This window comes from Slackia sp. (assembly GCF_977041755.1).
Genome location: NZ_CDRRGL010000046.1, coordinates 1 through 13,777, shown reverse-complemented (window position 1 = coordinate 13,777; position 13,777 = coordinate 1). Strand labels below are relative to the sequence as shown.

Genomic DNA, 13,777 nt, shown 5'->3' with positions numbered 1-13,777 from the left:
GACCTCAACCGGCTCGTCACGATGTTCCTCGACACCGCGGAGATGCGCGCCGAGCGCCAACAGCTCACGAGCATGGAGGAATGCGTCGCGCTGCTCGACGGGTTCCTGACATTCAATGGACGCGAAGTGCTGAAAGGGCTGGGCGACCGCAACAAGAAGACGGCCGACAAAATCGCGCACGAGCGATTCGATGAATACCGGAAATTGCAGGATGCGACGTACGAGAACGATTTCGAAAAGGCAGTAAAGAAGCTGAAAAGCTAGACAAGCAAAATAAGCCCCGCGCCATACGGGAGTGCAGTCTCTGGCGCGAGGTTCGAAAGGGTACCGACCGAATAACGGAAGACGGTTTCATTATGCCACGAAAAGCGAGGCGCCGCGCCGGGGGTTCCGTCACGGAGGCCGCGCGCGGCAAGAAGTACGTGCTCCGCTGGGTCGAGAACACGCCGCAGGGCCGCAGGCGCAGGAGCAGGACCGTGTACGGCACCTACCGCGAGGCCTGCAGCGAGCTGGCCAAAATCCAAGCGACCAGGTGCGACGAGCGCGCCATGCCCACGGTCGGCCAGCTATACGAGGCGCGCTACTTGCCGTGGCTCGAACGCAAGTACGAGGGCAGCGAGAGCAGCACGCCGAATAGCTACAAGCGCGCCTGGGATAGCGTCTGCGCGCGCCGATGGGCGGATGTCCCGATAGACCAAATCAAGCCGCCCGAAGTGCAGGGATGGCTCGACGGCATGGCCTACGGCAACGCGCACTGGGCGCTCGTCGTCATGCGCCGCACGCTTGACTTCGCCGTCAACCTCGACCAGATGCCCGCGAATCCATTCAGACGCAAATACGAGATGCCGCATAAATCTTCCGAGCACCAGAAGAACGTGTATACGCTAAGGCAGGCGGAGGCGATGCTCGGCAGAGTCGAGGGGCTGCCGTACGAGGCAGCCTACATCCTGGCCGCTTTCGGCGGGTGCCGCACGGGCGAATCGCTCGCCGTGCGCGTCGAGGACGTGCGCGAGATAGAGGCAGGCGGCGTGCGCTTCGCCGTCGCGTCAATCACCAAGCAGGCTGGAAACATGAACGGGGAGGTTGTGGGGCGCACGAAGAACGCCCAGAGCGCCCGCGAGGCGATAATCCCGGAGCCTTACTGCAATGCGCTCTTGCGCGTGCGAGACCAACGCGCCGCCGACGGCCTCAAATGGCTCTGCATGATGGGCGCGGGCCAGATGGGGAAAGCCGCAGCCGGAGCGATGTGGAGAAAGCTCGGCGGAATACCGTTCGCGAACCTGCGCAACTCGTGGCGCACCTTCGCTCAGTTCGAATGGGGCGTCGGATACGACACCCTCGAATTGCTCATGGGGCACAAGCTTCCCGGCGTGACGGGGCAGCATTATCTGCGCCCGTCCACCGAGCAGCTAGCCGAGGATTTCGCCGCGGCGTATGTCAAAAAACAGGCGCACTTAGGATAAATTGGGATATAAAAACGTAAAACCCCAGGTCAGAGCACCATACTTTGCAACATCTATTGCGCGAGGCGGGCAACCCGACGTTTTCCGTCGATGAGGCACCGCACCCAAACGCGACCAGCAAAGAGCAACACAAGGAAACCGAACGAACACGACGGAGGTCTCGCCCCGCAGGCAACCTTACTTTTTCCTTTCCCCGGCATGGCGCGCGATTGCCACAGCAACTTGCCAACGTGCCTGTTCAAATCATGAACGCCCGAGCAGCTCGACTATATGCATAATATCGACTGGTGGCGAGCTATAATCTCGCAAACCGAAGGAGTCGAAATCGTCGATATGCACGCTATGGAATGCACCGCTGAGGCATGGGCCGATTGGCTCGCGTGCGACAATCCCTACGCGCAAGGCGATCGCGCTGCTATCGCGGCTGGCGCGCTGGGATACCTCAATACCATTGCCATAACGCTACGCAAGCTTTAGTCGATAACGCCGCGCAACTCGAGCATTTTGCGCTGTAAGCCACCTCCCGCAATGCAAGAAGGGGCCACAACGGCCCCTTCTATGGTTTAATGCACCCTTTTCGACGTGCGGCTTTAACGGCTTTCGCGCTACGCAGCCTTTTCGACTTTCGCCCCTTTGACGCCCTTCCCAGCCTCTTCGGCTTCGAGCAGCTCACGCGCGTGAGCGATGGCGTCATCGATGTTCGGACGGAAGTGCTCCTCGCCAACCAGGTCGACGAAGCCAGCGCGTCGCATGGTTTTCATGGGCTGCTCGTTAGCGTGGCTGAAGATGAGCTCCACGCCATTTTCCTCGCAGTAATCGTAGAGATTCTCGAGCGCATTCATGCCCGACGAGTCGAGCGACGGCACGCCGCGCATGCGGATGATCAGGTATTTCGTGAACTCCTTTACCGAAATGTCGGTAATGCGGTCGGTCATGCCGAAGAACATGGGGCCATTGATCTCGTACACGCGCACACTCTTGGGCAGCTCGCGCAAATGCGTGACCTCGGAATCGGCGTCGCAGTAATACTGCCAACCTTTAACTTCGGTTTCCTCGGAAACCATCTTCATGAACAGCACCACGGTAATGAGCATGCCCACCGCGATGGCCGTCACCAGATCAAACACAATGGTAAGCACGAACGTGAGCAAAAGCGTGGCGACCGCGCCCTTCGAAGCCGTGTGGCACAGGTGCGCGAAATTGCGCCATCCGCTCATGTTGTAAGCGACTTGCAGCAGAATGGCCGCGATGGTCGGCATAGGAATGAGCGCCGCATACGGCATAAGGAACACGAGCACCACGAGCAAAACGAGCGCGTGCACCATGCCGGCAACCGGCGTGCGTCCGCCGCTCTTCACATTGGCGGCCGTGCGCGCAATGGCGCCCGTCGCGGGAATGCCGCCGAACAGCACCGAGCCCATGTTGCCCACGCCCTGAGCCACGAGCTCCATATTGCAGCGGTGGTGCGAGCTGATCATGGAGTCGGCAACAACGCACGAAAGCAACGACTCAATGGCGGCCAGAATAGCGATGGTGATGCCGTTGGGAAGCTGTTCACGCAGCAAATTGATTGAAAGCTGCGGTACATGCAGCTCAGGCAGACCGGCGTTAATGGTGTACAAATCGCCGATGGTGCTCACGTTCATGCCGAACAGGGGCACCATAACCATGCCCACGACAACGGCGACAAGAGAGCTGGGAACCTTGGCGCCCAGCGCACCCAAACGCGGCCACAAAAACAGCACCGCGAGGCACACCGCGCCCACCACGAGCGCCTGCCAATTGAAGGTGCCGAAGTTCGCCGCGAGCGCTGAAACCTTGTCGGCCGTCTCGACCGTCACCGTGCCGGCGGGATACGTGAGCCCGAAGAAATCTTTCAGCTGGCCAATGACGATGGTCACCGCGATGCCCGCCGTGAAGCCCGTGGTGATGGTGTACGGAACGAAGCGGATGATGGTGCCCAGCTTGAGCAGACCCATAACCACGAGCAGCACGCCGGCAATGAGCGTCGCCGCGACGAGGCCATCGATGCCGTCGGTCGCGACGATGCCGGCAACGATGGTCGCGAACGCCGCTGTAGGACCGGAGATTTGCACACGCGAACCGCCGAGAAACGCGATGAGGAAGCCCGCGACGATTGCCGTGTACAAGCCCTGCTCAGGACCGACGCCCGAAGCAATCGCCAGCGCAATCGAAAGCGGTAACGCCACGATGGCAACCACGATGCCCGATACGATGTCGCGGGGGAGCTGCTCTTTAAGCTCCTCTTTGCTCGAGTGCTTGATGATACTGAACAGGATCGGTTTGATTTTGTCGCGCTGCAAGGGCTCTCAATTCCTCTTCGTCGTACGTCGTTCGTGTCGCGCGCGTCGCCCGGGACAAAAGCCGCACTGCCAAGAAAACCCGACAGGACCAAGCGGGCCGAACAGGCCGAACAAAGACCTCTTAGTCGGGCGGCAGCGCAGTCAGCAAGGCCACTTTGTCCAGGCCGGCACCCAAATGAAGCGTCGTTCCAAGCAGGAAGTTTCCAAGCGAAGACGCCCAATAAAGTGCGCCCCGGCAAAGGATTTCCTTCATAAGGAACGCCCAACTGGGCATTTCGCACGCGCATTCCCCATCCCGCATTTGGGACAGAAAAATTCCACCCAGGCAACCCCGGGTGGAATTTGAATTCTTCAGTTATCGCCAAAAGGCGCGCATGGGAGGGTTCGTATTGTAACGGCTCAGCAACGCGGCTGCTCACGCCACACAAAATCGCCAATGCCGCGGCACAACTTGCCCGCAAGCGAGCGTCAAGGCGAGGCAACAACCCGCCGAAAGACGAAAGCGCCCCGAAGCGCGCCCGCGTTTGAACAACGCCGAATCGAACCTAAAGCGCGCCTGCGCTCGCCCACACCCGAACGCAGCGAGCATCTGAGGCGCATCCGGGGTTCGTTTATGGCGAGGCCTGTTTCCAAGGCGCGCCCGCAACCGACCTGAATCAAGAGCCGTCGCGCGCAGCCATATCCATAACGCACCCTTTTCCGAGGCGCGCCGCAAGCCTTACGCTTCCCAGTTGCCCACTTCGGAAAGCTCGATGTCGGGATTCTTATCGACCGCCCAGTTCACATTCCACGGGCTCGTGAAAAGCAGAAGGCGGCGCCCGCGCATGTCCTCAACCTTGAGCGTGTCGCGCGTGACGTTCAGGCTCGAGAACTCGAACGTCTTCGGGTCGGTTTTAATCCAGCGCACGTCGGTGTACGGAAGGCCCGTGCGGCGCACTTCCACGCCGTATTCGCTCTTCAGGCGCTGCTCGAGCACCTCGAGCTGCAGCACGCCCACGACGCCGACGATAACGCTTTCCATGCCGAAGCCCGGCTCGCGGAAAATCTGGATGGCGCCCTCCTGAGCGAGCTCCTCCATGCCCTTCACGAACTGTTTGCGCTTCAGCGTGTTCACCTGCGTGATGCGGCTGAACATTTCAGGCGCGAACGTGGGAATTTCGGGGAACTGCACGTGCGTTTTGCCCGTGCACACCGTGTCGCCGATGCTGAAAATGCCCGGATCGAACAGACCCACGATGTCGCCCGCGTACGCCTCGTCGACAATCGCGCGGTCGTCAGCCATAAGCGACGTGCCCGTGGCGAGCTTGAGCTTCTTGCCGCCCTGCATATGGAAGGCCTCCATGCCGCGCTCGAACTTGCCCGAGCAAATGCGCACGAACGCGATGCGGTCGCGGTGGTTCTTGTCCATGTTCGCCTGGATTTTAAACACGAAGCCGCTGAAATCGTCGCGCTGCGGGTCGACCTGTTCGCCAGTGAGCGTGTCGGTGTACGGCAGCGGGCTCGGCGCCAGGCGCAGGAATTCCTTCAGGAAGGGCTCGACACCGAAGTTCGTGAGCGCCGAACCGAAGAACACCGGCGAAAGCTTTCCGCAGCTCACAGCGGCGTAGTCGAGCTCGTCGCCCGCACCGTCGAGCAGCTCGATGTCGTCCATCAAGTTCTCGTGGTTCGCCTCGCCGATGAGCTCGCCCAGCTCGGGCGCGCCGAGCTCGGCTTCGATTTCGGCGACCTTCTTCGTGGCGTTCGCGTGGCCGTCGCCCTCGAACGCGATCACGCGGCGCGCCTGGCGATCGAACACGCCGCGGAAGTTCTGGCCGCAGCCGATGGGCCAGTTCATGGGATACGTGCCAATGCCGAGCACCGACTCGATTTCCTCCATGAGGTCGAACGGGTCGCGAGCCTCGCGGTCAAGCTTGTTCACGAACGTGAAAATAGGGATATGGCGCAGCGTGCAGACCTTGAAAAGCTTTTTGGTTTGCGCCTCGACGCCCTTGGCGGCGTCGATGACCATGACGGCAGCGTCGGCAGCCATGAGCGTTCGATACGTGTCTTCGGAAAAGTCCTGGTGGCCAGGGGTGTCAAGGATATTCACGCAGCAGCCGTCATAGGTGAACTGCAGCACCGACGACGTGACCGAAATGCCGCGCTCCTTTTCGATGTCCATCCAGTCGGACACGGCGTGTTTGGAAGACGATTTGCCTTTGACCGAGCCGGCGGTTTGAATGCTGCCGGTATAGAGCAGCAATTTTTCGGTGAGCGTGGTTTTGCCTGCGTCAGGGTGCGAAATAATCGCGAACGTGCGGCGCGAGGCGATTTGGTCGGCAAGTGGTGCCACGGGGGTCCTTTCTATGGGTGCGCCCGCTGCGATGCACGCCGAAAAGCGGCCGGCGATGCGGGCGAATGCATACAAACTGGTAAATTATAGCACGCGTCTCGAAAACACTTTATAAAGCGGAGACTCCTTACATAAAACTCCTGATGGGAATATTATTTCGAACAGCTGTCCGATTTTTTCTTGCAAGACCGAAGAGCTGCGTGCTATAGTCGAAATGCACCCGACAGCGGAGCAATCCGCTTTTTATCGCGAAAGCACTGGGGGCGGCAACGGCGGGCCTTGCTTCCCAAAGCGTGTTACAGGCTTTTCGCATTCTGAACGACATGGGGTCTGCAACGGCGGGCCTTGCTTGTAAGCGGCGTACGGCGTCGCGGCGTATTACATGCTCGTTCCTTTTCTTCCTACAACCGAATACGAGGACATGCATGGCAGGGTCGGCCCTTGGCGTCTTCGTGCGCTTTAAGCCGAACCGGCCACGACTATCCGCCTGCGCATTTGCGCCCTTCGAAAGGAATGGCATGAGCACATCTGTCTACTCGCCCCAAATTACACAAGAAACCGCACTTGGCCTCGAACGGTTCGACATGCGCGACGAGATGCTCGCCTGTCGCGAGCTCGAATTGTGCGGGCCCGTCGACGCGGAGTCGGTCGCGGATATCATCCGCGGCCTACGCCACCTGCAGAAAGCCGACCCCGCCACACCCATCACGCTGTTCATCAACAGCCCCGGCGGCGAGGTGCAATCGGGGTTGGCACTCTACGACGTGATGAGCGCCATCAGCTGCCCCGTGCGCACCGTGTGCCTAGGGCTTGCCGCCAGCATGGCCGCACTGCTGTTTATCGCCGGCGACACGCGAGACATGCTGCCGCACAGCCGCGTCATGATTCACGACCCGCTCATCGGCGGCGCAGGCGTGGGCGGAAGCGCCCTTTCTGTAAAGGCGCGCGCCGACGATTTGATGCGCATTCGCGACATAACCGCGCAGGTCATAGCCGAACATACCGGCATGCCGCTCGAGCGCGTGTTCGAGCTCACGGCCCGCGACACGTATTTCGAAGCCGAAGAGGCCGTTGCCGCACATCTGGCCGACCGCGTGATTCGCGAGCTCTAGAAGCGGCGCGCGGTCGTGGCCGCGATGCGCGCCGCGGTCACGGCCATCATGCACGCGACCCCAACGCCGAGCACAACGCGGCGCGAGTTCAGTCGTCATGCGCATGACCCAATACCGAACTCGGTACGGCCCAACGCGAGCACGACCCAACACCGAGCTCGGTGCAGCGTGGCGCGGCGCAATGCAACGCAAGGTCAGGGAGGCCCAACACTGAGCGCGACGCGGCGCAATGTGACGCAGCGCAAGATCGCCGCGGTCCAACGCGGCGCAAGGTCGGAGGCGCGCTTCTCCCATGAATCACACCAACGACCGCGTCGGCCGCATTCCCCGCATCCCTCGCGAACGAACACGCCGACCCATTCCCCATTCGTCAACAGCCCTTTTAAGGAGAACCTTATGAAAATCGCCGAATTCGAAACCTTCGTCGAAAACGCAGCCGAAACTGGGCGCGGCCCTTGGACCGACGCCGCCGTGGAATCGGGTCTCATGCATGAAGCCGACACGTGCGACCCACGCCTCGCATACCGCGGACGCACCCTGCTCACCGCCCATACCGAAATCGAAACCGACACCTGGCAAAGCGGTCTGAACAACAACGTGCTCGTGCTGGGCTGCTCGGGCGGCGGCAAAACCCGCCACCACGTCAAACCCAACCTGCTGCAGGCATCGGGCTCCTACATCGTGCTCGACTGCAAGGGCAGCCTGTATCGCGAAGTGGGACCTTACCTGGCCGAAGCGGGATACGTAGTCGACCAGCTCGACTTCTCAACCATGGGAGGCACCGTGGGCTACAACCCACTCGCCAATGTGCGTTTCGTCGACGGCGAACCCCTTCAGCAAGACATCATCGCCATCGCCTCGGCGATTTGCCCCATCGAAGACCACGAAAGCGACCCATTTTGGCCGCAAGCCGCCGCGAACTACCTGTGCGCCTACATCACCTACGTGCTTGAGGCGCTGCCGAGCACTGAGTGGCACATGGGATCGGTGATGCAGGTGTTCGAGGCCGCCTGTTCCGGCCGCGTTGACAGGATGTTCGCCCAGCTCGATGCCGACGAACCGGGCGCGTTTGCGCCTGCGCTCTACCGTCGCACGAGGGTTACCTGCGGCGCCGAGAAGATGCATTCGAGCATTCTGGGGATTCTTGCGGCGAACCTCATGCCGTTCGGCTTCCCCGAGGCCACAAAAGCGTATCGCCGCGCGCGCCAGGTGGACTTTCGCTCGTTCGGCCGCGAAAAACGGGCGCTGTTCGTCACCATCAACGACATGGATCGCAGCCTCGATAGGCTCACGAGCATGTTCATTCGCCAGGCGTTTTGCGCGCTTTGCGATTCAGCCGACCACGATTACCCCAACCATCGCCTGCCCGTGCCCGTACGATTCGTACTCGACGATTTCGCGAACCTGAACCTGCCGCACATCGACGACGTGCTGGCGGTCATACGCAGCCGCGAGATCAGCTGCACAATCATTTGCCAAACCATAAGCCAGCTTGAAGCGCGCTACGGAACGCCCGCCGCGAATTCGATCATCGGCAACTGCGACGCGCAGCTCGTGCTCGCCTTCCAAGACGAGCGAACCGCGCAGTACTTCGCCACGCGCGCCAACAAGCCGGCGAGCGCGCTGCTCGAAACCCCGGCCGGCATGTGGTGGGTGTTCGTGCGCGGGCAGCGCGGCCGCATGGAGCAGGCCTTCCGTCTCGAAGACCACCCGCGCTACCCCGAGCTCGCCGCATGCCTCGAGCGCGCCGAGGCGGAAGCGGTTTTCGGCACGCCCGACGAATGGGAATTCGAGGAGTTCTTCGACTTCGACGAGCCCGACGAACCGTTCAGCCCCTGCCCCGCGGCATAGGCGCAGGGCAGCGAGTCACCTCTCTACCAGGGGAGTTCAACTTCCGCCGCACCCTCGTCGGTTTGTCCTGCATCGGTAGGTCGCGCAGCATCGGACCGCTCGCAAGCAAGCTTCGCAGGGGCCGATTCCTCAATTGACGGCCGCACGGAGACAGGCTGCGCAGCATTGGGCCGTGCGACGTCCGAGCCGACGCCAACAATCTGGACAACGAAAGGTTTCGTACTAACTGGTCGACCGGCGTCATGCTTCGAGCTAACAGATTGTGCACTGGCAGGCTTCCCATCGCTAAACTGCGCAGCGGCGGACTTTTCGCCAACGATTTGTGCACTGGCAGATTGCGCGGCGCCCGATTCCGAACCAGCGGGCTGAGCGACGGAAAATTGAGCAGCATCAGGTTGTGCAGCAGCAATCTGCGTGCCAATCAACTTCGCCGCAGCAGGCCCTAACCCCTTCGCAAGCGCGCGGTTATCGCAGGTCGCGTCGCGGGATGCCTTTCTCACGTGTTCCAAATACCCGCGAATGCTGTAATGGTCGGCCCCGTCGAAAGAATCCTTCCTGTTGCCATCGGCCTCGAGGCTTCCCAAATATCCGTTGTCGACCGTTCTGCCCATTTGGTCGATAACCGACGCGTACCAGTGACCCGTCTCATCGGCGGGTTCGCGCAACTGGCAGGTAATCGCGAGCTTGCCGTTGTCGGCCTGGGTGAAAGCGCCCGATTCGCGCAGTTTGCGCAGATGTTCGCCGTCGATCCAGAAGCTAATAAATGGCGCCTCGTAGGCATCGGTCAGCATGCTGTTGCGATTGTCATATACGTAACACACAAGCGCACGGGTTCGCGCCGCGCACAGCATGTCGACTTCGCTTTCCTTCAACATGAAGTACACCGTTGTATAACCGCGCATGCCTTCCCCCGCCTTCTGGACGGTAACTACGGCAGTTTTCACCTGGAACATGAGCGTTTCAGGCTGCACCGATGGATCTTGAAGCTGAGCCTTCAAGTTCACCGTCACCACATCGACGCCCATGTCGGCCGGCGGGCGCAGCGCGTCGAGGCCATTACGATACAGCGCGCCCATCAGCTGAAACTCGCCCGTGTAGCCGTTATAAAGAAGATTGTAAAAGTTCTGGTCCATGGCATTCCTATCGCGATTTTTGACGGCTGCCATTGTACGCCATTCGCTTTTCGGCAGGCATCATCGAACGCCCTTCGTTTTTTCGACGCGCGACATGCAAGAATAATCGCGAAGTGCGCAGGTTCTCCGAAAGTCGCCAAGAAGACCGATTTTTCGAGAACATGTGACCTGGGGTTTTACAAAGCCACAAAGACGACTGTGCGCCGCTCGCACAAAGACCTACGTACTTCGTGATTATTTTTGCGAAAACGGCAGATGCGCGCAGAAAGCGACCGCTCAAATCCAATCGCGACACGTTTCTCGGCGTGGCACGCGCCGCGCTGTACAATCGGTCGAGAAACTTCCCCATTCGAAAGGTTGCCGCCATGCCGAAAATCGTCATCACCGACTCCGATTTCGAAAACAACGACTTCGAATTTGCCATGGCGAGCGCCGCGGGCGTTGAAATTGCCGCGTTTCAAGGGCCCAAGCCGCAGGACATCATTCGCAACGCCGCCGATGCCGACGCCATAGTGACCTCATACGGCACGTTCACGCCCGAAGTGTTCACGACGCTGCCAAACCTGCAGGTCGTAAGCCGCACGGGCATTGGCTACGACACGATTGACGTGCCTGCCGCCACGGAAAACAAAACCGCCGTGTGCGTGGTGCCCGGCTATGGCACAGAAGTAGTTTCCGACCACGCCATTACCCTTGCCTTATGCGTGCTGCGGCGCATGAACGAAACCGACGCGGACATGCGCGCGGGCATTTGGGATTACGCCCGCCACCGCCCGCTGGGCCAGGTTTACGGCCGCACGTTCGGCGTGGTGGGCATGGGCGAAATCGGACGCGCGACCGCCCGCAAGGCCGCGGGGCTCGGCTTCCGCGTGATATGCACGTCGCGCTCGCTCGTGCCAGGGCGCCGCACGCCCGAAGGCTACGACATCGTGGAATACGAGGAGCTCATCCGCCGCGCCGACGTAGTGAGCTTCCACACCGCACTTACGCCCGACACGCGCCACATGCTCGACGCACACGCGATTTCCCTGATGAAACCCGATGCCATCGTCGTGAACACCGCCCGCGGAGCCGTTGTCGACACGGTGGCGCTCGCCGAAGCGCTCAATGCTGGCAAGCTGTGGGGCGCAGGCATTGACGTATTCGAAAACGAGCCGGTCGAACGCGACCATCCGCTGCTTTCGGCGCCGCACACCGTGCTCACGCCGCACGCGGCATACTGGTCGGAGGAATCGGGCGAAGAGCTTCGCCGCCGCGCCATGCAGGCCGCGATCGACGTCGTGAGCGGCGTGCGTCCGATGGATTGCTTGAACCCCGAAGCGCTGCGTTTCTAAGGGAAGAACCAGGCGAAGCGAGCGCCACGCCGCGAACTGAGCAGGCAAACGCACCTGCCCGTTTTCCGCCCGTGCGCCTAGGCCAGTTCCGCCAGCGCGGCGTCAAGCACCTCTTCGCTAAACAGATTCCCGCGGCCGAGCTGGCCTTTCGGGTCGATTTGCGCCTTCATGCGCGCGCTTTCCGCGATATGGTCGGCGCCGTACATTTCTTCGAGAAAATGAGCCTTGAGCTTGCCCACACCATGCTCGGCCGACACCGCGCCGCCCATGGCCGACACCCCGGCAGCCCACTGCGCGAACAGCTCAGTGCCGCGCGCATATTCCTCGGCGGAGCGCGGCAAAATGTTCACATGCACGTGGTTGCTTCCAATATGGCCCCAGGTGGCGCTCTCGAAACCGCCTTCGGCGAGCGTGCGGCGATACATCGCGATCACGTCGCGCAGGCGATCATCGGGCACCGACATGTCGCTGCCGAGCTTCGTGATGGAAGGATCGGTACGGCGGCGCTGGTCGATAAGCATGTTCACACTTTCGGGAACCGCATGGCGGAAGAAGCGCTGGCCGGCGCGCTCGGCTTCGGTCGTCGCAACCCACGCGCCCTCGGCATCGCCGCCGCACGCCTCCAGCTGCTCGCACAGCACCATGAGCTCGGCTTCGGCAGTTTCCTCATCGTCGCAGCTCAGCTCAATGAACACGCATGCTCGAGCATCGTCGGCGAGTTCGGGGAGATCGGCGAATGCCGGGTTGTTCGCCTTTTGCGCACGCAGAACATCGAGGGCGGCGCCGTCGAAGAATTCAATAGCCGTTGCATGCTCGAGCGCGTCGCGCACGGCAATCGTGAACTCGACCGCCTCGGCCTCGCCTGGGAAAAAGCAGCTCGCGCCCCACACCTCGACAGGCACGGGCAAAAGCGCCAGCTCAAGCTCGCAAATCACGCCAAGCGTGCCGCATGCGCCAATGAAGAGGTCGATCGCGTCCATATCGTCGGACGCAAAATAGCCTGACGCATTTTTCGCCTTCGGTATATCGTACGTGGGAAGGTTCAACACCAGCTCGCGACCGCTCTCGGTCGCAAGGCGGAGCTCGCGGCCCGACGCGAACGCCTCGCCGCGGCGCAAGGCAAGAACATCGCCATCGGCAAGCGCCACGCGCATCGCCTCAACGTGCGGGCGCGCCGCCCCATAGGCATAGCTGCGCGAGCCCGACGCGTTGCATGCCACGATGCCGCCAAGCGCCGCCGACGCCTCGGTCGGGTCGGGCGCGAAAAACTGCGCGGGAGCAGCTTTGAACTGCGACAACGCATCGAGACTTTCATCACTCCAACCAGCCGTGTCGAAATTCGCCTTCTGCAGCATATCGCGCAGCTCCATGAGCGAAAGGCCTGGCTGCACGCGCACGAAGAAGCGGCCGTCGGAGCCGCGGCGCAGCCCGAGCACGCGGTTCATGCGCGACGTGTTCAGCACGCAGCCGCCATGGGGAACCGCGCCGGCCGCCAAGCCGGAACGCGCGCCCTGCACGGTGACAGGCGCGCCTGCGGCATGCAGCCCGCGCAACGCGTCGCGCACATCGACCTCCGATTCGGGGAACACGATGCTTTCCGCAGACCCCACGCTGCGTGATTCATCGCGCAGGTATTCCTCAAACTCGTCGGTGCAGGGCACGATTTCAGCCATGGATTCCCCTTTCAGAGCGCCTTTTCAGCTTTTTGCAGGAATGTTCACCATAGCGCATTTCGCGGCTGAGCGAGATATGCCATCGCGCAGCGGCAGCGAAAGCGCGAGAAGCGATTGCGTCCCTAAATCACAATGCCCGCGCAGTGGTCGATTTCGTGCTGGACGATTTGTGCGTCGAAACCCGAGAACGACTTTTTGCGCGGCGTGAACGACGCATCGAGATAAGCGACTCTGATGCGCCTGTAGCGCATGCACGGACGCGAGCCTTCGAGCGACAGACAGCTTTCCTCGGTTTGATACTCGCCCGACGCTTCCACGATTTCGGGGTTATACATGAGCACCGCGCCGCCCGCGCACGCGGCCACGATGACGCGCTTGCGCACGCCAATCATGTTCGCCGCGAGCCCCACGCATTCGTGCGCATGCGCCGCAAGCGTGTCGAGCAGATCTTGGCCCACGGCAGCATCGGCGGGCGTGGCATCGACGCTCGGCGTCGAGAGCAGCGCAGAGGACTTTACGATAGGACGAATCATGGAGAATCCTTTCAAGTGGTCG

Annotated in this window: 11 protein-coding genes; 6 read left to right on the top strand and 5 right to left on the bottom strand. The window is 61.4% G+C overall.

The genetic code is table 11. The features are described 5' to 3' along the window. The 3 genes from rhuM to ACWI8T_RS05020 form a co-directional block, all read left to right on the top strand. Positions 1-264, top strand: a 264-nt coding sequence (rhuM, locus tag ACWI8T_RS05030; protein WP_449138173.1) for a RhuM family protein, incomplete at its 5' end; no start/stop codon positions are given. A 212-nt stretch (positions 265-476) separates the two neighbouring features. Continuing rightward, complete coding sequence (locus ACWI8T_RS05025) at positions 477-1,463, top strand: hypothetical protein (protein ID WP_449138172.1); 987 nt, start codon at positions 477-479, stop codon at positions 1,461-1,463. A gap of 270 nt (positions 1,464-1,733) precedes the next feature. Then, the gene (locus ACWI8T_RS05020; RefSeq protein WP_449138171.1) at positions 1,734-1,940 is read left to right on the top strand and encodes a hypothetical protein; all 207 of its coding nucleotides are present in this window, start codon (positions 1,734-1,736) and stop codon (positions 1,938-1,940) included. A 128-nt stretch (positions 1,941-2,068) separates the two neighbouring features. Here the strand turns inward: ACWI8T_RS05020 and ACWI8T_RS05015 are convergent, their stop codons facing one another. Both ACWI8T_RS05015 and ACWI8T_RS05010 read right to left on the bottom strand, forming a co-directional pair. Further along, positions 2,069-3,787 carry a SulP family inorganic anion transporter gene (locus ACWI8T_RS05015; RefSeq protein ID WP_449138170.1) on the bottom strand — a complete coding sequence of 573 codons (1,719 nt, stop codon included), beginning with the start codon at positions 3,785-3,787 and terminating at the stop codon, positions 2,069-2,071. A 718-nt stretch (positions 3,788-4,505) separates the two neighbouring features. After that, complete coding sequence (locus tag ACWI8T_RS05010; RefSeq protein WP_288169601.1) at positions 4,506-6,119, bottom strand: peptide chain release factor 3; 1,614 nt, start codon at positions 6,117-6,119, stop codon at positions 4,506-4,508. Positions 6,120-6,637: 518 nt separating this feature from the next. On the opposite strand from ACWI8T_RS05010, the gene ACWI8T_RS05005 reads away from it, so the two are divergent. Beyond that, the gene (locus tag ACWI8T_RS05005) at positions 6,638-7,231 is read left to right on the top strand and encodes a ClpP family protease (RefSeq protein WP_161957493.1); all 594 of its coding nucleotides are present in this window, start codon (positions 6,638-6,640) and stop codon (positions 7,229-7,231) included. A 396-nt stretch (positions 7,232-7,627) separates the two neighbouring features. Beyond that, positions 7,628-9,082, top strand: coding sequence for a VirD4-like conjugal transfer protein, CD1115 family (locus ACWI8T_RS05000; RefSeq protein WP_449138169.1), 1,455 nt, complete (start codon positions 7,628-7,630; stop codon positions 9,080-9,082). Between the two features lie 23 nt (positions 9,083-9,105). Here ACWI8T_RS05000 and ACWI8T_RS04995 read toward each other — a convergent pair whose 3' ends face one another. After that, positions 9,106-10,215: a hypothetical protein gene (locus ACWI8T_RS04995; RefSeq protein ID WP_449138168.1), complete on the bottom strand. Its 1,110-nt coding sequence runs from the start codon at positions 10,213-10,215 to the stop codon at positions 9,106-9,108. Between the two features lie 365 nt (positions 10,216-10,580). Between ACWI8T_RS04995 and ACWI8T_RS04990 the strand changes: the two genes are divergently transcribed. Then, positions 10,581-11,549 (top strand): C-terminal binding protein, encoded by a 969-nt coding sequence (locus ACWI8T_RS04990; protein WP_449138167.1) that lies wholly within the window; start codon positions 10,581-10,583, stop codon positions 11,547-11,549. A gap of 77 nt (positions 11,550-11,626) precedes the next feature. On the opposite strand, the gene ACWI8T_RS04985 is transcribed toward ACWI8T_RS04990, so the two are convergent. Together ACWI8T_RS04985 and ACWI8T_RS04980 are read right to left on the bottom strand one after the other, a co-directional pair. Further along, the gene (locus tag ACWI8T_RS04985; protein ID WP_449138166.1) at positions 11,627-13,222 is read right to left on the bottom strand and encodes an FAD-binding oxidoreductase; all 1,596 of its coding nucleotides are present in this window, start codon (positions 13,220-13,222) and stop codon (positions 11,627-11,629) included. Positions 13,223-13,344: 122 nt separating this feature from the next. Beyond that, a partial coding sequence (locus ACWI8T_RS04980) for a peptide deformylase (protein WP_449138165.1) occupies positions 13,345-13,777 on the bottom strand: 433 nt, incomplete at its 5' end.